This window comes from Pseudomonas sp. HLT2-19-2 (assembly GCF_054898005.1).
The window spans coordinates 1,140,736-1,162,052 of record NZ_CM142712.1; the positions used below are offsets into that span (position 1 = coordinate 1,140,736).

At 57.9% G+C, this 21,317-nt stretch carries 17 protein-coding genes and 1 pseudogene; 6 read left to right on the forward strand and 12 right to left on the reverse strand.

Annotated features, from left to right (window positions below; all coding sequences use genetic code 11):
- Nucleotides 1-12: 12 nt before the first annotated feature.
- A complete protein-coding gene (locus tag ACYZTU_RS05225; RefSeq protein ID WP_461968516.1) occupies nucleotides 13-729 on the reverse strand; it encodes an ABC transporter permease in 717 nt (238 codons plus the stop codon).
- A gap of 365 nt (nucleotides 730-1,094) precedes the next feature.
- On the opposite strand from ACYZTU_RS05225, the gene ACYZTU_RS05230 reads away from it, so the two are divergent.
- On the forward strand, nucleotides 1,095-2,678 hold the full coding sequence (locus tag ACYZTU_RS05230; RefSeq protein ID WP_461968518.1) for a peptide chain release factor 3: 1,584 nt from the start codon (nucleotides 1,095-1,097) through the stop codon (nucleotides 2,676-2,678).
- Between the two features lie 235 nt (nucleotides 2,679-2,913).
- Here ACYZTU_RS05230 and ACYZTU_RS05235 read toward each other — a convergent pair whose 3' ends face one another.
- Nucleotides 2,914-3,276 carry a nuclear transport factor 2 family protein gene (locus tag ACYZTU_RS05235; RefSeq protein WP_282375028.1) on the reverse strand — a complete coding sequence of 121 codons (363 nt, stop codon included), beginning with the start codon at nucleotides 3,274-3,276 and terminating at the stop codon, nucleotides 2,914-2,916.
- 233 nt (nucleotides 3,277-3,509) lie between these two features.
- Here ACYZTU_RS05235 and ACYZTU_RS05240 point away from each other — a divergent pair, with 233 nt between their 5' ends.
- Together ACYZTU_RS05240 and ACYZTU_RS05245 are read left to right on the forward strand one after the other, a co-directional pair.
- Nucleotides 3,510-4,748: an MFS transporter gene (locus ACYZTU_RS05240; RefSeq protein ID WP_461968520.1), complete on the forward strand. Its 1,239-nt coding sequence runs from the start codon at nucleotides 3,510-3,512 to the stop codon at nucleotides 4,746-4,748.
- A 154-nt stretch (nucleotides 4,749-4,902) separates the two neighbouring features.
- Nucleotides 4,903-5,151 (forward strand): hypothetical protein, encoded by a 249-nt coding sequence (locus ACYZTU_RS05245; RefSeq protein ID WP_461968522.1) that lies wholly within the window; start codon nucleotides 4,903-4,905, stop codon nucleotides 5,149-5,151.
- A gap of 104 nt (nucleotides 5,152-5,255) precedes the next feature.
- Here ACYZTU_RS05245 and ACYZTU_RS05250 read toward each other — a convergent pair whose 3' ends face one another.
- From ACYZTU_RS05250 to ACYZTU_RS05295, 10 genes and pseudogenes are all read right to left on the reverse strand, one after another.
- Complete coding sequence (locus ACYZTU_RS05250) at nucleotides 5,256-6,236, reverse strand: peptide ABC transporter ATP-binding protein (RefSeq protein WP_282375031.1); 981 nt, start codon at nucleotides 6,234-6,236, stop codon at nucleotides 5,256-5,258.
- Nucleotides 6,236-7,204, reverse strand: a complete 969-nt coding sequence (locus tag ACYZTU_RS05255; protein ID WP_282375032.1) for an ABC transporter ATP-binding protein — start codon at nucleotides 7,202-7,204, stop codon at nucleotides 6,236-6,238. The genes ACYZTU_RS05250 and ACYZTU_RS05255 overlap by 1 nt, the downstream gene beginning before the upstream one ends.
- Nucleotides 7,205-7,214: 10 nt before the next feature.
- Entirely contained in the window at nucleotides 7,215-8,126 is a 912-nt protein-coding gene (locus ACYZTU_RS05260; RefSeq protein ID WP_461968523.1) for an ABC transporter permease subunit, read from the reverse strand.
- Nucleotides 8,127-8,139: 13 nt separating this feature from the next.
- Entirely contained in the window at nucleotides 8,140-9,150 is a 1,011-nt protein-coding gene (locus ACYZTU_RS05265; RefSeq protein WP_282375033.1) for an ABC transporter permease subunit, read from the reverse strand.
- A gap of 72 nt (nucleotides 9,151-9,222) precedes the next feature.
- Nucleotides 9,223-10,818 (reverse strand): ABC transporter substrate-binding protein, encoded by a 1,596-nt coding sequence (locus ACYZTU_RS05270; protein WP_461968525.1) that lies wholly within the window; start codon nucleotides 10,816-10,818, stop codon nucleotides 9,223-9,225.
- A 78-nt stretch (nucleotides 10,819-10,896) separates the two neighbouring features.
- Nucleotides 10,897-12,309, reverse strand: a complete 1,413-nt coding sequence (locus ACYZTU_RS05275) for an OprD family porin (RefSeq protein WP_449643200.1) — start codon at nucleotides 12,307-12,309, stop codon at nucleotides 10,897-10,899.
- A 172-nt stretch (nucleotides 12,310-12,481) separates the two neighbouring features.
- Nucleotides 12,482-14,083, reverse strand: a complete 1,602-nt coding sequence (locus tag ACYZTU_RS05280; RefSeq protein WP_461968527.1) for an ABC transporter substrate-binding protein — start codon at nucleotides 14,081-14,083, stop codon at nucleotides 12,482-12,484.
- A gap of 302 nt (nucleotides 14,084-14,385) precedes the next feature.
- The gene (locus tag ACYZTU_RS05285) at nucleotides 14,386-16,011 is read right to left on the reverse strand and encodes an ABC transporter substrate-binding protein (RefSeq protein ID WP_461968529.1); all 1,626 of its coding nucleotides are present in this window, start codon (nucleotides 16,009-16,011) and stop codon (nucleotides 14,386-14,388) included.
- Nucleotides 16,012-16,269: 258 nt separating this feature from the next.
- Nucleotides 16,270-16,533, reverse strand: a pseudogene (locus ACYZTU_RS05290) (ABC transporter substrate-binding protein); the annotation flags it as partial.
- A gap of 135 nt (nucleotides 16,534-16,668) precedes the next feature.
- Entirely contained in the window at nucleotides 16,669-17,385 is a 717-nt protein-coding gene (locus tag ACYZTU_RS05295; protein ID WP_461968531.1) for an SIMPL domain-containing protein, read from the reverse strand.
- A 207-nt stretch (nucleotides 17,386-17,592) separates the two neighbouring features.
- Between ACYZTU_RS05295 and ACYZTU_RS05300 the strand changes: the two genes are divergently transcribed.
- The 3 genes from ACYZTU_RS05300 to ACYZTU_RS05310 all read left to right on the forward strand — a co-directional run bounded on the left by ACYZTU_RS05300 (nucleotide 17,593) and on the right by ACYZTU_RS05310 (nucleotide 21,238).
- Nucleotides 17,593-18,855: an ATP-binding protein gene (locus tag ACYZTU_RS05300; RefSeq protein ID WP_461968533.1), complete on the forward strand. Its 1,263-nt coding sequence runs from the start codon at nucleotides 17,593-17,595 to the stop codon at nucleotides 18,853-18,855.
- Nucleotides 18,848-19,414 (forward strand): response regulator transcription factor, encoded by a 567-nt coding sequence (locus ACYZTU_RS05305; RefSeq protein WP_449643206.1) that lies wholly within the window; start codon nucleotides 18,848-18,850, stop codon nucleotides 19,412-19,414. The genes ACYZTU_RS05300 and ACYZTU_RS05305 overlap by 8 nt, the downstream gene beginning before the upstream one ends.
- 96 nt (nucleotides 19,415-19,510) lie before the next feature.
- Nucleotides 19,511-21,238: an ABC transporter ATP-binding protein/permease gene (locus tag ACYZTU_RS05310; protein WP_461968535.1), complete on the forward strand. Its 1,728-nt coding sequence runs from the start codon at nucleotides 19,511-19,513 to the stop codon at nucleotides 21,236-21,238.
- Nucleotides 21,239-21,317 lie beyond the last annotated feature (79 nt).

Sequence of the window (21,317 nt, forward strand, 5' to 3'; positions counted from 1 at the left end):
CTTTGCCGAGGCTTAAGACGGGCGAAGGCCGCGTTCGAGCCAGAGGCGGCTGGCGAGTGTCACCAGGCCGTCAAGCAGCAAGGCCAGCAGGGCGGTGCAGGCCGCGCCGAGCAGCAGTTGCGGCTGATTGTTCAAGGCGATGCCTGGGAAAATCAGGCTGCCCAGACTATTGGCGCCGATCAGGAAAGCCAGCGGTGCAGTCCCGACGTTGATCGCCAAGGCCACGCGCACGCCACCGATGATGATCGGCACAGCGTTCGGCAGTTCGACCCGCCACAACACTTGAGTCGGCGTCATGCCGATGCCGACGGCCGCTTCCTTGAGCGATCCCTGAACGTTTTTCAGGCCTTCATAGGTGTTGCGCACAATCGGCAACAGCGAGGCGAGGAACAGAGCGAAAATCGCGGGGCCGCTGCCGATGCCGAGGATTCCCAGGGCGATGGCCAGTACGGCAAGAGGTGGCACAGTGTTGCCGATGTTGAAGATCTGCATGAAGCGTTCAGCGCGGCCCACCATGGTCGGGCGGCTGAGAAAGATACCGGCGGGTATGCCCACAACGAGGGCGGCCAGCATGGAGACAAGGACGAGATTCAAGTGGGCTTGCAGGTAAAACAACAAATCGTCGCGGTAATGTTCGATCGTGTTGGTGCCAATCCAGTGGACCAGCAGGGCCAGAAGGGCGACGACAACCGCACCTCCTATCAGCCCTTTGCCATAGCGAATAGCCACAGACAGACTCCTTTTTCTTTGTCGGCGAACGCAGTCCCGAGTGGCATGCCATTCCTGGCTGCCGGGAAAAACAACGTTCGCGAGAAGCAGCTCTATCAGTGCCGGTAAAACAGCATGAAATCGAGCCATAAGCGCAGCCTCGTCAGGCTAATTTGCAGATTTTTCCAACCCTGCTACGAGTGCTGTAACAGGGGAGTGGACGCCTCCACCTTTTAAAAGGTTCCATAATTAGCAGCATTTAGCCACCCTTGATGTCCCTTCGGGCCTTTCAATTGCCGCTGGCGACAGGGCGAGCGGTGGTCCGTGGCGCTCGGTTTGCGCTATACTCGCCGCCCTTTTTTGAATCACCTGCCAGGCGATTTCCCATGACCAAACAGGCCGCCGAAGTCGCGAAGCGCCGCACTTTCGCCATTATTTCCCACCCCGATGCCGGTAAAACCACCATCACCGAGAAGCTCTTGCTGATGGGCAAGGCGATTGCGATTGCTGGCACGGTGAAATCCCGTAAATCCGACCGCCATGCCACCTCCGACTGGATGGAAATGGAGAAACAACGGGGTATTTCCATTACCACGTCGGTCATGCAGTTCCCGTATCGCGATCACATGATCAACCTGCTCGACACCCCGGGCCACGAAGACTTCTCCGAAGATACGTACCGCACCCTGACGGCGGTGGACTCGGCATTGATGGTCCTCGACGGCGGTAAGGGTGTAGAGCCACGGACCATCGCGCTGATGGACGTCTGCCGTCTGCGTGACACGCCGATTGTCAGCTTCATCAACAAGCTTGACCGCGACATCCGCGACCCGATCGAACTGCTCGACGAAATCGAAGCGGTCCTGAAGATCAAGGCTGCGCCGATCACCTGGCCGATCGGTTGCTACCGCGACTTCAAGGGCGTTTACCACCTCGCCGACGACTACATCATCGTTTACACCGCTGGTCACGGCCATGAGCGCACCGATGTGAAAATCATCGAAAAGCTCGACTCCGATGAAGCCCGCGCGCACTTGGGCGACGAGTACGATCGCTTCGTCGATCAGCTGGAGCTGGTGCAGGGCGCCTGTCACGAATTCAATCAACAGGAATTCCTCGACGGCCAACTGACGCCTGTGTTCTTCGGTACTGCACTGGGCAACTTTGGTGTCGATCACGTGCTCGACGCCGTGGTCAACTGGGCGCCGAAGCCGCTGGCCCGTGTCGCAAACGAACGCACCGTGGAACCGGGTGAAGAGAAATTCGCCGGCTTCGTGTTCAAGATCCAGGCGAACATGGACCCCAAACACCGCGACCGTATCGCCTTCATGCGTATCTGCTCCGGTAAATACGAAAAAGGCATGAAGATGCGCCACGTGCGTACCGGCAAGGACGTACGGATCGGCGATGCGCTGACGTTCTTCTCCTCCGAGCGTGAGCAATTGGAAGAAGCGTTTGCCGGCGACATCATCGGCCTGCACAACCACGGCACTATCCAGATCGGCGACACCTTCACCGAAGGCGAAGTCCTGGGCTTCACCGGTATCCCGCACTTCGCCCCGGAACTGTTCCGTCGCGTGCGTCTGCGTGATCCGCTGAAATCCAAGCAACTGCGTCAGGGCTTGCAGCAACTGGCGGAAGAAGGCGCCACTCAGGTGTTCTTCCCCGAGCGCAGCAACGACATCATCCTCGGCGCCGTTGGTGTGCTGCAGTTCGATGTGGTCGCCAGTCGCTTGAAAGAGGAATACAAGGTTGAGTGCTCCTACGAGCCGATCACCGTTTATTCCGCGCGCTGGATCGATTGCAGCGATAAGAAAAAGCTTGAAGAGTTCCAGATCAAGGCCGTGGAAAACCTCGCGATTGACGGCGGCGGTCACCTGACCTACCTGGCTCCGACGCGGGTGAACCTGGCACTGATGGAAGAACGCTGGCCGGATGTGCAATTCCGTGCGACGCGTGAGCATCATTAAGGGCTGAGCGGCTACACAGAAAAACCCCGTTGCGAAAGCTGCGGGGTTTTTTATTGTCTGAAGCCTGATCGTTCCCACGCTCTGCGTGGGAAAGCAGCCCGGGACGCTCCGCGTCCCAGAAGCGGACGCAGAGCGTCCATTGAGGCGCTACCACGCAGAGCGTGGGAGCGATCATTTCGGAACCATTCGACCTAACCCCTATTCAAAACCAATCTCCCGCCAAGTCCGCAGCTCACTATGTAGACAAAAATGTTCCCTGGTGAAAAATCATCTGCCATTGCTCGCCATGCTTGCGCCAGACAGAGCTACGCAAGCTGTTGGTTGTGGCGCGTTGATCGATAGCGACGTTTTGGCAGTGATAGGTCACCAGTGCGGTATTTTCTGACAGGGATTTGGTGGTGAATTCGCTGATCGTTCGTTGCGTGAATGGCTGTAGAGGCAATTGCTCGACCACTTCTGCCTTCGACCATATATTGCCGCTGGCGCCAAACTCGACGAAGTCGTCGGCGAGCAGGCGTGAGACATCTTCGGCATTACTCCGAACAGCCTGTGAAAGCAGGTGCTGCTCAAGTATCAACAGTGTTTTTGACAAATCCATGGCTGCGGCCTTTGTCTGAAAGTTCAGCGATACCTTAACTCAAGGCTCCGGAGCGCTGCTAACCCATGAGAATGGGATGTTGCGCAACGGTTTTTCCGTAGGTTTTTTCCCTTGGTCGGGTAGCTTGACTCTGGTTTTGCGTTGTTGGCATTTCTACTCGAGACAACTAAGTCGTAGCCGTCTACTGTTCGAAAGGCAGTTCGCAAATAGCTGCCTTTTTAAGGATCAATGGAATGACAAGTCGGCTGACTCACCTGATTCGATTAGATGGCTACTTCTGTCCAATGGCCTGGGTGCTGGCGGCGCTGCTTTTCATCAATCGCTTGAGCACCATGGTCAAACTGTTCATGGCGCTGTACCTGCGCCAGGAACTGGGGCTGGCGATTGAAACCGTTGGCTGGTTGTTATCCGGTTACGGGGCCGGCTTGCTGATAGGGTCAATGGTGGGTGGACTGCTGAGTGATCACTTCTCCACGGCCCGGCTCACGGCGGCGTTGTTTTTTGTCTCGGCATGGGTACTGCTCCTGTTGGGGCTGGTCACAGAAGTGCCTTTGCTGGCTGGATTGCTGCTGTTAAGCGGTGCACTCGATGGTGCGATTCGAACGCTTCATCAGCGGTTGATCATGGAATATTGCCAGGTTGCGCAGCGCGCTCGTGCACAGTCACTGAGTCGTGTTGCCAGAAACCTGGGTATGGCTGTCGCAGGGGTGGTCGGTGGGGTTTTGGCGCAGACTGATTTTCGCTGGGTGTTTTTTGCCAGTGCGGTCATGACACTGTTGGCGTTGCTCTGGTTTGTCCGGACGACATGGCATCGACCGGTTCTGATGCCGGATGAGGTGTCTGATAGTGCTTCAGGCTCATGCGTGCCGTATCGAGATAAACCATTCCTTTGGCTGCTGGCGGCTGCTGTCTTGCTCGGCCTTGCCTTTGACACGGTCTACAGCATGCTGGGCAACTATTTGCTCGATTATTATCAGTTGGATACTGAAATCATCGGATGGCAATTTGCACTCAATGCAGTGCTGGTGGTGTTGCTGCAAATTCCTCTGTCTCATTGGAGCGAGCGCTGGGGGGCACGCCGGCAGCTGGTGGCAGGCAGTGTGTTGTTGGCTTGCGGGCTCGGAATGCTGCCTTTCGGTACCGGGCTGTTGTATGTCTGCCTGTCAACAGTGGTTTGGACGTTTGGCGAAGCTCTATTCATGCCGCCACTGAACGTGCTGGTTATGCGGCATGCGCAAGCAGGAAAAAGTGGGCACTACTTTGGCCTTTTTTTCATGTGCTGGAGTGCGAGTGCGCTGCTTTCGCCCGTGCTTGGAGGCCAGCTGTATGGTCATTTCGGTGGGCATAGCGTCTGGCTGGCAAGCGCGGTTCTGGCGATGCTTTCCATACCGCTGATTTATCAAGCGACTCGCTTGTCGGAGCATCAAAAGGTTCTTCCCTCAGCGCGCGGTGAGCCCGCTTCACTTCGCTGATCCGGCTATAGGCATTATTCAAAACCAATCTCCCGGCCAATGGCATTCCGTCCATTCGTTAGCGTCCTATCTGGAGAACCGCGCTGATCGGAACTAAATTTCATTCAGCGCCAGACAGTCACCCACGCTTCACTTATGAAGGATGGAATCGGCTATGAGCATTTTTCAACGCATTGTGATGTTGCTTAAGGTTTTGGTGATGCTGTCCGTTGGTTTGTCGGCGGGGGCGTGGGCGGAGTGCCCGGACCACGGTGAGCAGGCCTCGAGCGGACAGGTGGGGAGCAGCAATCTGATGATCGCCAAATCCGAATCGGAACCCGGTGACCAGGGTCAGGGGGGTAGCGCGGACGATGACGACTCGACCACCGACGAACCGGACACCGACGAGGATGAAGGGGCTTAAATGCCAGACAAAAGAAAACCCCTTCTGCCGGACTGATGCGCAATCCAAATGTAGGGTTTTTTTCAACTCATCAGAAGTGCGCCCCGGTGATCGGGGCGCGTTTTTTATGCCGCGCCGTCGAGGAATTGCTCGGCGTAGTGGCAAGCCACCTGGCGGCTGTCGAGCAGGCGCAAAGCCGGCTCTTCAGTGCTGCAGCGCTCGGTCGCGTACGGGCAGCGCTTGTGGAACGCGCAGCCGGATGGCGGGTTCAGCGGGTTGGGCAACTCGCCGACGATCTTGATTTTCGGCTTGTTCGGGTCCGGGTGAATGGTCGGGGTGGCCGACAGCAACGCCTGGGTGTACGGGTGCAGAGGACGTTCGTAGATATCGTTCTTCGGTCCCATTTCCACCGGGCGACCGAGGTACATCACCATCACGTCATCGGCGACGTGTTGCACCACCGCCAGGTTATGGGAGATGAACACGTAAGCGGTGTTGAACTCTTGCTGCAAGTCCATGAACAGGTTCAGCACCTGTGCCTGAATGGACACGTCCAGCGCCGAAGTCGGTTCATCCGCGACCAGCACTTTAGGCTGCAACATCATCGCGCGGGCCAAGGCGATCCGCTGGCGCTGACCGCCGGAGAACATGTGCGGATAACGCTGGTAGTGCTCGGGACGCAAGCCCACCTGCTTCATCATCGCCTGAACTTTCTCGCGACGTTCGGAAGCCGACAGGTTGGTGTTGATCAGCAGCGGCTCGCCGAGCTGATCACCGACTTTTTGCCGTGGGTTCAACGACGCGTAAGGGCTCTGGAACACCATCTGCACGTCTTTGCGCAGTTGCTTGCGTTCAGCCTTGTTCGCGCCGGTGACTTCCTGCCCGGCGATTTTCAAGGAACCGGAGGACGGCTCTTCGATCAGCGTCAGGGCACGGGCCAGGGTGGATTTACCGCAGCCTGATTCGCCGACGACAGCGAGGGTCTTGCCGGCTTCCAGTTCGAACGACACACCGTTCAAGGCGCGCACGGTCGCATGGCCCTTGAACAGGCCACGGGACACTTCGTAGTGACGGGTCAGGTCGCGGGCGGTAAGTACGACGGCCATTACGCCACCTCCTGATTCAGCGGGTAGAAGCAGCGGGCGAGGCTGTTGCTTTTCGGGTCAAGGGTTGGACGTTGCTGACGGCAGGAATTCTGCACATACGGGCAACGCGGCGACAGCAGGCAACCCTGCGGACGGTCATAACGACCGGGAACGATGCCCGGCAGCGTGGCCAGGCGCGTGGCGCCCAGGCTGTGTTCCGGAATCGCCTTGAGCAGCGCTTCGCTGTACGGGTGCGCCGGAATGTCGAACAGCTGAGGGACCTGACCCACTTCCACCGCTTGGCCGGCGTACATTACGCACACACGCTGAGCGGTTTCGGCCACGACCGCGAGGTCGTGAGTGATCAGCACCAGGCCCATGTTCTGCTCTTTCTGCAGCGCCAACAGCAGGTCCATGATTTGCGCCTGAATCGTGACGTCCAGTGCGGTGGTCGGTTCGTCGGCGATCAGCAGTTTCGGTTCGCCGGCAATCGCCATGGCGATCGCAACACGCTGGCTCATGCCACCAGACAGTTGATGCGGGTAGGCGTCCATACGGCTGGCGGCGCCCGGGATTTCTACTTTTTCCAGCAGTTCGATGGCGCGTGCGCGGGCTTGCTTGCCAGACATTTTCAGGTGCAGGCGCAGCACTTCTTCGATCTGGAACCCGACGGTGTAGCTCGGGTTCAGCGCGGTCATCGGGTCCTGGAAGACCATGGCCAGGTCTTTGCCGACGATTTTGCGACGCTGACGGTTGCTGAGCTTGAGCATGTCCTTGCCGTCGAAATTCAGCGCGTCGGCGGTGACGATCCCCGGATGTTCGATCAGGCCCATCAGCGCCATCATGGTCACGGACTTGCCGGAACCCGATTCGCCAACGATGGCCAGAACTTCGCCCTTGTCCACGGTAATGTCGAGACCGTCGACCACCGGAACGGCGTTCTTGTCGCCGAAGCGAACGTTGAGATTCTTGATTTCTAACAGTGACATTTGAATCTCCTCAGGCGGCGTTCTTGAGTTTCGGGTCCAGCGCATCGCGCAGGCCGTCGCCCATCAAGTTGATTGCCAGCACGCTGAGCAAAATGGTCAAACCAGGCAGACTGACGACCCACCAGGCGCGTTCGATGTAGTCGCGAGCCGAAGCCAGCATGGTGCCCCACTCAGGGGTTGGCGGTTGCACGCCAAGGCCGAGGAAGCCCAGTGCCGCGGCATCGAGAATCGCCGAGGAGAAACTCAAGGTGGCCTGAACGATCAGCGGCGCCATGCAGTTAGGCAGCACGGTGATGAACATCAGGCGTGGCAGCGTGGCGCCGGCCAGGCGCGCAGCGGTCACGTAGTCGCGGTTCAGCTCGCCCATCACCGCCGCGCGGGTCAGACGAACATAGGACGGCAGGGACACCACGGCGATGGCAATAATGGTGTTGATCAGGCCAGGGCCGAGGATGGCGACAATCGCCACCGCCAGCAGCAGGGACGGCAGGGCCAGCATGATGTCCATCAGACGCATGATGGTCGGGCCCAGCAGGCGCGGGTAGAACCCGGCGAACAGACCCAACAGGATGCCCGGAATCAGCGACATCACCACCGACGACAAGCCGATCAGCAGGGACAGGCGCGAACCGTGGATCAGACGCGACAGCAGGTCGCGACCCAGTTCATCGGTGCCGAGCAGGAACTGGAGTTGCCCACCTTCCAGCCAGGACGGCGGGGTCAGCAGGAAGTCGCGGTACTGCTCGCTCGGGTTATGCGGTGCCACCCAAGGGGCGAACAGTGCGCAGAAAATCACCAGCAGCATGAACATCAGGCCGGCGACGGCGCCTTTGTTCTTGGAAAACGCTTGCCAGAATTCTTTGTAGGGGGACGGGTACAGCAGGCTTTGATCGACTGCTACCGATGGAATTGAAGTGGTCATGGTCATGATGATCTCAGCGCTGATGACGAATGCGTGGGTTGGCAAAGCCGTAGAGGATGTCCACCACGAAGTTGACCAGAATCACCAGGCAGGCGATTAGCAGGATGCCGTTCTGCACCACGGGATAATCCCGTGCGCCAATGGCTTCGATCAGCCATTTGCCGATGCCGGGCCAGGAGAAGATGGTTTCGGTCAGGACCGCACCGGCCAGCAATGTGCCGACTTGCAGGCCGACCACGGTCAGTACCGGAATCAGCGCGTTGCGCAGGCCGTGAACGAACACCACGCGCGACGGCGACAGGCCTTTGGCGCGGGCAGTACGGATGTAATCTTCACGTAGCACTTCGAGCATCGAAGAGCGGGTCATCCGCGCAATTACCGCCAGCGGGATGGTGCCGAGCACGATGGCCGGCAGGATCAGGTGGTGCAGCGCATCGAAGAACGCACCGACGTCATCGGCCAGCAGCGTGTCGATGAGCATGAAGCCGGTCCGCGGCTCGATGTCATAGAGCAGGTCGATCCGCCCGGACACCGGGGTCCAGCCCAGCGATACCGAGAAGAACATGATCAGGATCAGGCCCCACCAGAAGATCGGCATCGAATATCCCGCCAGGGAGATGCCCATCACTCCGTGGTCGAACAGGGATCCTCGCTTGAGTGCCGCGATCACCCCGGCCAGAAGGCCCAGGATGCCGGCGAACAACAGGGCGGCCATGGACAGTTCCAGGGTCGCGGGGAATAGAGAAGTGAATTCGGTCCAGACGCTTTCACGGGTACGCAGGGATTCGCCGAGATCGCCGTGGGCCAGTTTGCCAACGTAATCCAGGTATTGGGCATACAGGGGTTTGTTCAGCCCCAGGCGTTCCATTGCCTGAGCATGCATTTCGGGGTCGACGCGACGTTCGCCCATCATCACTTCCACGGGGTCGCCTGGAATCATGCGGATCAACGCGAAAGTCAGCAAGGTGATGCCGAAGAATGTGGGGATCAATAACCCCAATCGGCGGGCAATAAAACTAAACATCTTGTGGTGTACCTCATCAGCCGGTTAGGCGTGCCCGGCATTCCTGGGTCAGAAATGCCGGTAGTTTCTTATCTACTTCACCTGGGTGGTGGCGAAGTTATTAGTGGTGAGCGGGCTAATGTGATAGCCCTCTACGTTGTTGCGCATTGCGGTGAACATACGGGTGTGCGCCATGCTGATCCATGGCTGGTCCTGATTGAAAACTTCCTGGGCTTGCTCATAGAGCGCTGCGCGTTCCGCCGGGTTCACTTTAGCCCGGGCTTCATCGATCAGCGCCTGGAACTTCTCATTGCACCAACGCGCGTAGTTTTCGCCGTTTTTGGCGGCTTCGCAACTGAGCATAGGCGTCAGGAAGTTATCCGGATCGCCGTTATCGCCCGCCCATCCGGCAGACACCATGTCGTGCTCGCCGTTTTTCGCGCGTTTGAGCATTTCGCCCCATTCCATCACGCGAATATCGACATTGATCCCGACCTTCGCCAGGTCGGCCTGCATCATCTGCGCGCCGAGCATCGGGTTCGGGTTGGTTGTACCGCCACCGTTACGGGTAAACAAGGTGAACGTGGTGCCTTCCGGTACGCCGGCTTCCTTGAGCAAGGCGCGAGCCTTGTCCAGATCACGTGGCGGATTCTTCAGGTTGTGGTTATAGCCCAGCAGGGTGTCCGGGTACGGATTAACCGCCACGGTCGCATTGCCTTTGCCGAACAGCGCGTTGACGTACGCGGCCTTGTCGAAGGCGATGTCGATGGCTTTACGTACGCGCACGTCGCTCATGTACTTGTGAGTGGTGTTCATGGCGATATACGAGACGGTCATCGCGTTCAGTTCATCGACACTCAGTTTGGCGTCTTTCTTGATGCTCGGGATGTCATCCGGTTTCGGATACAGCGCAATTTGGCACTCGTTGGCCTTGAGCTTTTGCAGGCGCACGTTGTTGTCGGTGGCGATGGCCAGGATCAGCGCGTCAGCCGGTGGCTTGCCACGGAAGTACTCCGGGTTGGCCTTGAAGCGGACCTGAGCGTCCTTGGCGTAACGCTGGAAGATGAACGGGCCAGTACCGACCGGTTTGTTGTTCAGGTCGCCGGTCTTGTCGGCCTTGAGCAGCTGGTCGGCATACTCGGCGGAGTAGATCGAGGAGAAGGCCATGGCGATGTCTGCCAGGAACGGCGCTTCGCGGCGGGTCAGCGTGAACGTGACCGTGTTGTCGTCGATCTTCTCGACACTTTTGAGCAGTTCTTTGAAGCCCATGCTTTCAAAGTACGGGAAGCCCACGCTCGACTTGTTGTGCCACGGGTGTTTCGGGTCCAGCTGACGCTGGAAGCTCCAGACCACGTCGTCGGCGTTCATGTCGCGTGTCGGCTTGAAGTATTCGGTGGTGTGAAACTTGACGCCTTTGCGCAGGTGGAACGTGTAGGTCAGACCGTCCTCGCTGATGTCCCAGGATTCGGCCAGTGCCGGAATCACTTCAGTGGTACCAGGCTTGAAGTCCGCCAGACGGTTGAAGATGGTTTCGGCCACTGCATCGGCGGTGACTGCAGTCGTGTACTGGACCATGTCGAAGCCTTCCGGGCTGGCTTCGGTGCAAACCACCAGGGGTTTGGCCGAGACGCCAACAACGACACTCAGCAACGCGGCAGCGATGGCCGCACGTAGGGGAAGCATTTTCATCAAAGAACCCTCTGCAATCGGTTGAAGATAAAAAACCGAACGGCCAACTCGTCATGAGTCAGCCGTCGGTTGGCGTTTTTACAGGATGTTGAACGGGATGGTGGTCACGAGACGGAACTCGTTGATGTTGCCATCAGACTGGTTTTCGCTGGCGCGGTGTGTGGTGTAGGTCGCACGAACAGTGGTGGCCTTGAGTGGACCGCTCTGCACGGCGTACGAAGTACCGATGCCGTATTCGTAATGGTGTTCGCCGTCCATGCTCTTAACGTCGTAGGCGGTGCCGTTGTAGTGAGTACCGTCGATGCCCCAGCCGCGAGCTTGGTAGATGTTGAATTTCAGGCCTGGCACGCCGTATTCGGCCATGTTCAGACCGTAGGCAATCTGGAAGGATTTCTCGTTCGGGCCGTTGAAGTCCGACAGCAGGGAGTTGGCGAGGTAGATGCCGTTGGTTTCGTGCAAGTAGTCGAAGTACTCGTTACCGCTCACTTCCTGATACGAGAAGGTCAGGCTGTGGGCTTGGTGAGTCAGGCCTAACGATAGGGAGTAGGTGTCGTTGTCGATCTCACCCATCAACTTTTTACCTTCGTCGACGGTTTTGTAGTAGTTCAGGCCGGTCGTCAGACTCAGTACCGAGCTGTCGCCCAATACGTGAGTGGCACCGAAGTAGTACTGGTTCCAGATGTCTTCGGCCTGGGTCGCCCAGAGACTGGTGGTCAGGCTGGCAAACGGCGTGTAGGTAAGACCTGCCGTACTGACGTGATCGCTTTCAATGATGCCGTCGGCGTATTCCGTGCGGAACTTACGCTGGCTCTGTTCACTACGCGGAGAGTTACGATCAAAGGTGGCCAGGTCGAAGGCCAGGTTTTCCAGTTCTTCGCTGTGGATGGACACACCCTCAAAGCTTGAAGGCAGAGGACGGTTACCGATGACGTCTACCTGCGGGCTGCTGAAGTTCTGACGACCGGCGGTCAACGTGGTGTTGGAGAAGCGGGCCTTGACGTTGGCAAGACCCAGTTTGCTCCACTGGCCAACGGCGTCGCCACCCTCTTTGGTCAGCGTACGGTTGTAGCCAGGCTTTGCACGATCACCCGGTGCACCACCGAAGCGAGAGGCGAGGTCTTCGCGATCACGATCCAGGGCGATGGCATTGTAGGCCGCCACTTCAGTGCTGAAACCGACAGTGCCTTGGGTAAAACCAGAGTTGTACTTGACGATGGTGCCCTGGACCCAGTTGATACGACGGTCTGTGTCGGTCAATACACCATTTTTGTTGTAGCTGAACTTGCTGCCACGTTTCAGTTGCTCATTCGCATACCAGTTACGCGTGGAACCGGTGATCGACTGGCCTTCGACAAAGCCGGTGGCTTCACTCTGAGCACTTTTCTCTTTCACGGTAACCGGGGTGAATGCCTGGCTTTGAGTTTCTGCGTAAGCCGTGGCGGTTACGCTGCTGATGGCCAAGGCCAATAACGCGGTGCTGCTCAGTTTCATGGGTGAAGCTCCTTTCTTTCTTTTTTTAATGCCGGTCTTTTTTGGTGATCCGGCTATTTGGTTTTTAACTCATCCAAGGCATAGCAAACGTTTGCTGTAGACCGGATTGCCGAATTACGGCAATACGCTTGCGTGAGGGCGGAATCCGCCCCCAGCGATTCTGGCTAATCGGTTATTTTTCTATGCTGACGCCCGAGAACACGTTACGACCGAAGGGACTCACCTTGAATCCTTCGATTTTGGCGCTCAACGGCTGGTTAACCGTCGAGTGGGCGACTGGCGTCATGGGCACCTGCTGCTTGAGGTACTGCTGCGCCTGTTTGTAAAGCACGGTGCGCTGGTCGCGGTCGGTGACGACCTTGGCCTGCTTGATCAGCTTGTCGTAAGTCGGATCACACCACATGGAGTAGTTGTTGCCGCCAATGGCGTCGCAGCTGTACAGCGTGCCGAGCCAGTTGTCCGGGTCCCCGTTGTCACCGGTCCAGCCAATCAGGCTGATGTCGTGTTCGCCATTCTTGGTGCGCTTGATGTATTCACCCCATTCGTAGCTGACGATCTTGACCTTGAGGCCGATCTTCGCCCAGTCAGCCTGAAGCATCTCGGCCATCAACTTGGCATTGGGGTTGTACGGGCGTTGGACAGGCATGGCCCAGAGAGTAATTTCAGTGCCTTCCTTCACGCCGGCAGCCTTGAGCAGTTCCTTGGCTTTTTCCGGGTTGTAGGCGACGTCTTTGATGGTCTCGTCGTAGGACCATTGGGTCGGTGGCATGGCGTTGACCGCCAGTTGACCGGCACCTTGATAGACGGCGTTGAGAATGCCTTGCTTGTTCACCGCCATGTCCAACGCCTGACGCACTTCAAGCTGGTCAAACGGCTTGTGCCGCACGTTATAGGCGATGTAGCCGAGGTTGAAACCAGGCTTCTCGATGAGCTTGAGTGTCGGGTCGTTCTTCAGCGCGGTCACGTCGGCAGGGCGCGGGTGCAGGGTGATCTGGCACTCGTTGGCCTTGAGCTTCTGCACGCGCACCGAGGCATCGGTGTTGATGGCGAAGATCAGGTTGTCGAGCTTGACCCGGCTCGGATCCCAGTACTGCTTGTTGCCGGTGTAACGGATGTTGGAATCTTTCTGGTAGCTCTTGAACACGAACGGCCCGGTGCCGATCGGCTTCTGGTTGATGTCGCTCGGTTTGCCTTCAGCCAGCAGTTTGTCAGCGTATTCGGCGGACAGGATGGCAGCGAAGCTCATGGCGATGTTCTGGATGAACGCGGCGTCCACGTTGTTGAGTGTCATGACCACGGTCAGCGGCCCGGTCTTTTCGACCTTGGCGATGTTCTTGTTCAGGCTCATCCCGTTGAAATACGGGAACTCGGTCGGATAAGCCTTACGGAAAGGTAGCTGTGGATCAAGCATGCGATTGAACGTGAACAGCACGTCGTCGGCGTTGAAATCACGGGTCGGCGTGAAGTATTTGGTCGTGTGAAATTTCACCCCTTCGCGTAGGTGAAAAGTGTACTTAAGGCCGTCCTCGGAAATATCCCAGCGAGAGGCCAGGCCTGGTACGACGTTGGTGGCGCCATTTTCGAACTCTGCCAACCGGTTGTACAACGGCTCGGCGGCGTCGTTATCGGTCGCGGTCGTGTACTGCGCGGTGTCGAAGCCTGCCGGGCTGCCTTCGGAGCAGAACACCAGGCTGTTGTTGGCGGCTTGGCTAATGGAAGTGGCGGCCAGCAGGCCGGTGCCCAGCAATGCGGATAAAACCAAGGTATGGCGCATGACGCTCGCTCTTTATTTTTAGTGTTTTAACAATGACCCATCCCGTCCAGAGACGTGGAGGCCTCACTGATCTCAAGCCATGGCGTGCAGCAAAAACCGAGAGCCCACGCCGGCACTGGTCAGCTCCCGACGGTATGAGCGATGGGTCTGGCAGTAAATGCGTAAAGTCCTAAAGACTTGTAGGAAAGGTCAACGCGTCCGACACCGCTGCCGTAATACTCGGCGGAAATGGATGTAGGTTGTTTCCTACTTTCTCGGCAGATAAAGCAACGGCGACGTCAAAAACGTCGCCGTTGCAAACCTTATTTGCTGACGCTGACGCCGTAGAAGGAGTTCAAGCCGAATGGGCTGATCTTGAAGTCCTGCACGTTGTCGCGCATGGGTTGGTACACCGTCGAGTGAGCGATAGGTGTCATTGGAACGGCGTCCTTGAGGACGTGTTGCGCCTGTTTGTACAGTTCGGTGCGCTTTGCCTGGTCGGTTGTGCGCTTGGCTTCTTTCACGATGCCGTCAAACTTCTTGTCGCACCACTTGGAGAAGTTGTTGCCGCTCAGCGAGTCGCAACCAAACAACACGTTGAGCCAGTTGTCTGGATCACCATTGTCGCCGCTCCAGCCGATGATCATCGCCTGGTTCTCGCCGCCTTTGGAGCGCTTGATGTACTCGCCCCATTCGTAGCTCTGGATCTTGACATTGAGACCGACCTTGGACCAATCGGACTGCAGCATTTCTGCCATCAGCTTGGCGTTCGGATTGTATGGACGCTGCACCGGCATCGCCCACAGAACGATTTCGGTACCTGGCTTAACGCCGGCTTCCTTGAGCAGCTCTTTAGCTTTCTCAGGATCGTATTTGGCGTCTTTGATGGTGGTGTCGTAGGACCACTGGGTCGGCGGCATGGCATTAACAGCCAGTTGACCGGCGCCCTGATAAACCGAATCAATGATCTGCGGTTTATTCACCGCCATGTCCAGCGCCTGGCGAACTTTCAAGTTGGCCAACGGGTTTGGCTCGTTGCTGCCCTTGACCTTGTCCATCACGTTGTAGGCGATGTAGCCCAGGTTGAAACCGGCCTGGTCAGGCATTTTCAGGGTTTTGTCTTCCTTCAGCGCCTTCAGGTCAGCCGGACGTGGGAACAGAGTGATCTGGCACTCGTTCTTCTTCAGCTTCTGAATACGCACCGACGGGTCGGTGGTGATGGCGAAGATCAGGTTGTCGATCTTGACGTCTTCAGGCTTCCAGTAGTCCTTGTTCCCGGTGTAGCGGATGTTGGAGTCTTTCTGGTAGCTCTTGAACACAAACGGGCCAGTACCGACCGGCTTCTGGTTGATGTCGGCGGCTTTGCCTTCCTTGAGCAGCTGGGCAGCGTACTCGGCGGACTGGACCGAGGCGAAACTCATGGCCATGTTCTGGATGAACGCGGCATCAACTTCTTTGAGGGTGAATTTGACGGTGTGGTCGTCGACTTTGTCGATCTTGGTGATGTTGGTGTCCATCCCCATGTCGGTGAAGTACGGGAATTCGGTCGGGTACGCTTTGCGGAACGGATCATCCTTGTTAATCATGCGATCAAAGGTGAACAGCACGTCGTCGGCGTTGAACTCACGAGTCGGCTTGAAGTACGGGGTGGTGTGGAACTTGACGCCTTCGCGCAGGTGGAAGGTGTAAGTCAGGCCGTCATCGGAAATGTCCCACTTGGTCGCCAGACCAGGAATGACAGCAGTGCCGCCACGTTCGAACTGAGTCAAACGGTTGAACATGGTTTCTGCAGAGGCGTCGAAGTCGGTTCCGGTGGTGTACTGACCAGGATCAAAACCGGCCGGACTCCCTTCGGAGCAAAACACCAGGTTAGTCGCCGCTTGGGCGAAAGGTGCGCTAGCTAACAAACTTGCGCCGACTAAAAACGGAATGACCGCGTGTTTAAGCATGGTGGCCTCATGATTTGTTGTCATTTTTGGAATTAGAGGACGACCTCGTGAGTCGTGCCTGCGGATACTTATGCAGGGGCCATACCCATTGCAAGATCCAGAGCGGCCACAAGTCTTAAACAGTGGTACGAACGTACCTTAATGTCGCATATGTATAAATTCCTGCGCATTTGACCGTTTGCGCAGGTTTTTTCCGGTGCAAATCGCGCACCGACAGAGGGCGGCCGGGCGCTTGGCGCACCCGGTTGGCGCGAGGTGTTACTTATTTATACCCACACCATAGAAGGGTGTGAGACCGAACGGGCTGATCTTGAAGTCGGTGACTTCCTTGCGCAGCGGCTGGAACACCGTCGAGTTCGCAATCGGTGTGATAGGTACTTGTTGCTTAAGGATTTGTTGTGCCTGTTGGTACAAATTGATTCGTTGCTGTTTGTCAGTGGACACTTTGGCCTGCTGAATCAATTTGTCGTACGCCGGGTCGCACCACTTGGCGTAGTTGCTACCTTTCACCGCGGCGCAGCTGCATTTCATGGAGCTGGCCTGCGATGGCGGCCGTGCTTTCACCACAAAGCCTGACTGTTACAACCAGATTCTTCTGGCACAAAAAAACCGGCGATCACTCACTGATCGCCGGTTTTTTATTCAGCCCTTACCCAATCACTGCATCAACACTTCAATCGCTCCATCCGCCGTCATGCTGACCTGGCTGGTGCCAGCCTCAACTTCCGGCGTCACCGGCGCACTGTCCATGCTCGCCGCTTTCATCATCATCGGCCCACGCATGTACGGCTGTGGATAACCGTTGCTGTTCAAGTTCAGGTTAACGATTTTGTAACCCTTGCCGCCCAAGGCATCAGTCGCCAGTTGAGCGCGTGCCTTGAAGGCCGTCACGGCTTCTTTAAGCAGCGCATCTTCGCTAGCCTTGCGGGTTGGTGTGGCGATGGCGAAGTCCATGCCGCCCATTTTCAAGTCGGTGAGCAGTTCGCCGGTCAGTTTCGACAGCGCGGCGAAGTCGGAGCTTTCCAGGCGCAGTTCGGCGCGTTCGCGCCAGCCGGTGATTTTCTGGCCCTTGGTGTCGTAGATCGGGTAGCTGTTGCGGCTGCCTTGGCGCAGGGTGATGTCTTTGACTTCTTTGGCCTGGGCCAGCGCTTTGTTCATGGTGGTGCTGACGTCGGCGGCGAGTTTCGCCGGGTCGGTGTTTTGTTCTTCGGTGTAGAGGGTCACGATCATCAGGTCGCGGGCTACTTCCTGACTGACTTCGGCGCGCAGGGCGATCTGGTTGTAATGAAGTTCGTCGGCAGCCAGGGCCGGGAGGCTGGCGACGGTGCCAACGCTTAGGGCAAGAAGGGCGGCGCTGCGGCGGAAAGTGTGCATGAAAACTCCTTGGACGGTGCGCAGGGGTTAAGGTCCGAGCCTGCGTGAAACCATCAGACTCTAGCTTTTATGATCCGGTTCGCCCAGTTACAACTTCTATACAGATGATTCGCCTGGACTGTGGCCGTTTGCCGCACTTTCGCCTCTCAGGCGCGCGCCTTGGTTATACTCCGTGCGATCCGCCTGGAGCACTCATCAGGAGAGCTCATGCTCGCCTCCGTTCAAATCACTTCCGCGACTCGCCAGAATCTCTGGCGGCTGACGTTCATCCGCACGTTGGTGTTGGCCGCTCAGGCCGGTTCCGTGGGCCTGGCCTACTGGCTGGACTTGCTGCCGCTGCCCTGGTTTCAACTGGCCGCGACCCTCGGTTGCTCGATGTTGTTGTGCGCGTTCACGGCGATTCGCCTGCGCACCACATGGCCGGTTACCGAGCTCGAATATGCCGTGCAACTGGCCTGCGACCTGTTTATCCACAGTGCGTTGCTGTATTTCTCCGGCGGCTCGACCAACCCCTTCGTCTCTTATTACCTGGTGCCGCTGACCATTGCCGCAGTGACCTTGCCGTGGCGTTATTCGGTGATTCTGTCCGGTATCGCTTTGACGTTGTACACCCTGCTGCTGGCGCGCTTCTATCCGCTGCAAACCTTCCCGATCGCACGGGAAAACCTTCAGGTTTACGGGATGTGGCTGAGTTTCGCCCTGGCCGCGGCAGTCATCACCTTCTTCGCCGCACGCATGGCCGAAGAGTTGCGCCGTCAGGAAGAGCTGCGTGCCATCCGTCGTGAAGAAGGCCTGCGCGATCAGCAACTGCTGGCCGTCGCCACCCAGGCCGCCGGCGCTGCCCATGAACTGGGCACGCCGCTGGCGACCATGAGCGTGTTGCTCAAGGAAATGCGTCAGGACCATCACGACCCGATGTTGCAGGACGATCTGAGCGTGTTGCAGGATCAGGTCAAGCTCTGCAAAGAAACCTTGCAGCAACTGGTGCGCGCTGCCGAGGCTAATCGCCGTTTGGCAGTGGAGATGCAGGACGTCACCGATTGGCTCGACGAAGCGTTGAACCGCTGGCACCTGATGCGCCCGGAAGCCAGTTATCGCTTCCAGCGCTTGGGTCAAGGCAGCGTTCCGCGCATGGCGCCGCCGCCGGACCTGACCCAGGCGCTGCTGAATTTGCTCAACAACGCCGCTGACGCTTGCCCCGAAGGGCTGCAAGTGACGCTGGACTGGAATGCCGACGACCTGACCATCAGCATCCGAGACCACGGTGCCGGTGTGCCGCTGGCCATCGCCGAGCAGATTGGCAAACCGTTTTTTACCACCAAGGGCAAAGGTTTCGGCCTGGGCCTTTTTTTGAGCAAGGCCAGCGTGACACGCGCCGGCGGCTCAGTGAAACTCTACAGTCATGAGGAAGGCGGCACGCTCACCGAGCTGCGCCTGCCCCGTGTCGCCCGAGGAGACGAACATGAGTGACGAGATCCAAGTCGAAGGCGAAGGCGAAGAACTGCCGCATTTGCTGCTGGTAGACGACGACGCAACTTTTACCCGGGTGATGGCCCGTGCCATGTCCCGCCGCGGCTTTCGCGTCAGCACCGCCGGTTCCGCCGAAGAAGGCCTGACCATCGCTCAGGCCGACCTGCCGGACTACGCCGCGCTGGACCTGAAAATGGACGGCGATTCCGGCCTGGTGCTGTTGCCCAAGTTGCTTGAGCTGGACCCGGAAATGCGCGTGGTGATCCTTACCGGTTACTCGAGCATTGCCACCGCCGTCGAAGCGATCAAGCGCGGCGCCTGCAATTACCTGTGCAAACCGGCGGACGCCGATGACGTGTTGGCCGCGTTGCTCTCCGAGCACGCTGACCTCGACACGCTGGTGCCGGAAAACCCGATGTCGGTGGATCGCCTGCAGTGGGAGCACATCCAGCGCGTGCTGACCGAACACGAAGGCAACATCTCCGCCACTGCCCGCGCCTTAGGTATGCACCGCCGTACGCTGCAGCGCAAACTGCAGAAGCGTCCGGTCCGTCGCTGAACAGGCGCTGAACGATTATCGCCAACCCTCGCGATAACACGAACCGATCATCTATGATCGGTTCGTGTGTGTTCTTTTCTTTATCGAGCCTTATCCATGAATCAGAACGCTGAATATTCCGCGGTCAATGATGCTGTGCGCGGGCAGTTTTTTCGCAAAGTCTGGGCCATGACCACCCCTTACTGGCGCAGTGAAGAGAAGGGCAAGGCCTGGACGTTGCTGATCGCCGTGATTGCGCTGTCGCTGTTCAGCGTGGCGATTTCGGTGTGGATCAACAGTTGGTACAAGGACTTCTACAACGCCCTGCAGAAAAAGGACGAAGCGGCCTTCTGGCAGTTGATTCTGTATTTCTGCGGCATCGCGGCGGTGGCGATCCTTGGCGCGGTGTATCGGCTCTACCTGACGCAGATGCTGACGATTCGCTGGCGGGCCTGGCTCACCGAGAAGCATTTTGCCCGTTGGCTCAGCCACAAGAATTACTACCAGTTGGAGCAGGGCGGATACACAGATAACCCGGACCAGCGGATTTCCGAAGACCTCAATAAATTCACCAGCAACACGTTGGGCCTGGGGCTCGGGTTGATTCGCAACATCGTCAGCCTCGTATCGTTCTCGATCATTCTGTGGGGCGTATCGGGCAGTATCGAAGTGTTTGGTTTCACGATTCCCGGTTACATGTTCTGGTGCGCGCTGGTATACGCCGCCGTCGCCAGTTGGCTGACGCATTTGATTGGCCGTCGCCTGATCGGCCTCAACAACAACCAGCAACGCTTCGAAGCCGACCTGCGTTTCTCCATGGTGCGGGTTCGCGAGAATGCCGAAAGCATTGCGCTGTACAACGGCGAGCCTAATGAGAACCGCCGCTTGAGCAGCCGTTTCGGGATGGTCTGGCACAACTACTGGGACATCATGAAAGTGTCCAAGCGCCTGACCTTCTTTACTTCCGGTTATGAGCAGATCGCAGTCATTTTCCCGTTCATGGTCGCCGCGCCGCGTTACTTCACTGGCAAGATCGAGCTGGGTGAGCTGATGCAAATCAACTCGGCGTTCGCTAACGTCCAGGATAACTTCAGTTGGTTCATCACTGCGTACCAGGACCTTGCCGAATGGCGCGCCACCTGTGATCGTCTGCTGAGTTTCCGCCAGGCCATGACCGACAACGAAGAGCGGGCACCGGCCATCGATGTGCAGAATTCAGGCTCGGCATTGAGGGTGCACAACCTTGGCCTCGACCTGGCGGATGGTCGTCACCTGCTGACCAACGCCGACATGACCGTGGAGGAGGGCGAGCGCGTCATGCTCAGCGGGCGTTCCGGCAGCGGCAAATCGACCTTGCTGCGGGCAATGGGGCATTTGTGGCCGGCGGGTCATGGCAGCATTCGCCTGCCGTCGGCGCGGTATCTGTTCCTGCCGCAAAAGCCTTATTTGCCGATTGGCACGTTGCGTGAAGCGCTAAGTTATCCGCAGTCTGGCGATACGTATCCGCACGAGCGCTACGTTCATGTGCTGGAAACCTGCCGTTTACCGCATCTGGTGTCGCGTCTTGATGAAGCGAATCACTGGCAGCGCATGCTGTCGCCGGGTGAGCAACAGCGTCTGGCCTTTGCCCGTGCGCTGCTGTATGCACCGCAATGGCTGTATATGGACGAAGCGACCTCGGCGATGGACGAGGAGGACGAAGCGTCGCTGTATCAGGCCTTGATCGATGAGATTCCGGGATTGAGCATTGTCAGCGTCGGGCATCGCAGCAGCCTGAAGCGGTTCCATCCACGGCATGTGCGCATTGAAAATGGGCATCTGGTGGATCAAACCGTGACCGCATAAACACCGCCGCCCCTACAGGGGCGGTGGTGATCGTACAACCGCGTTGACCTATGATGCGGTTTCAGCCGCAACTTTCGAG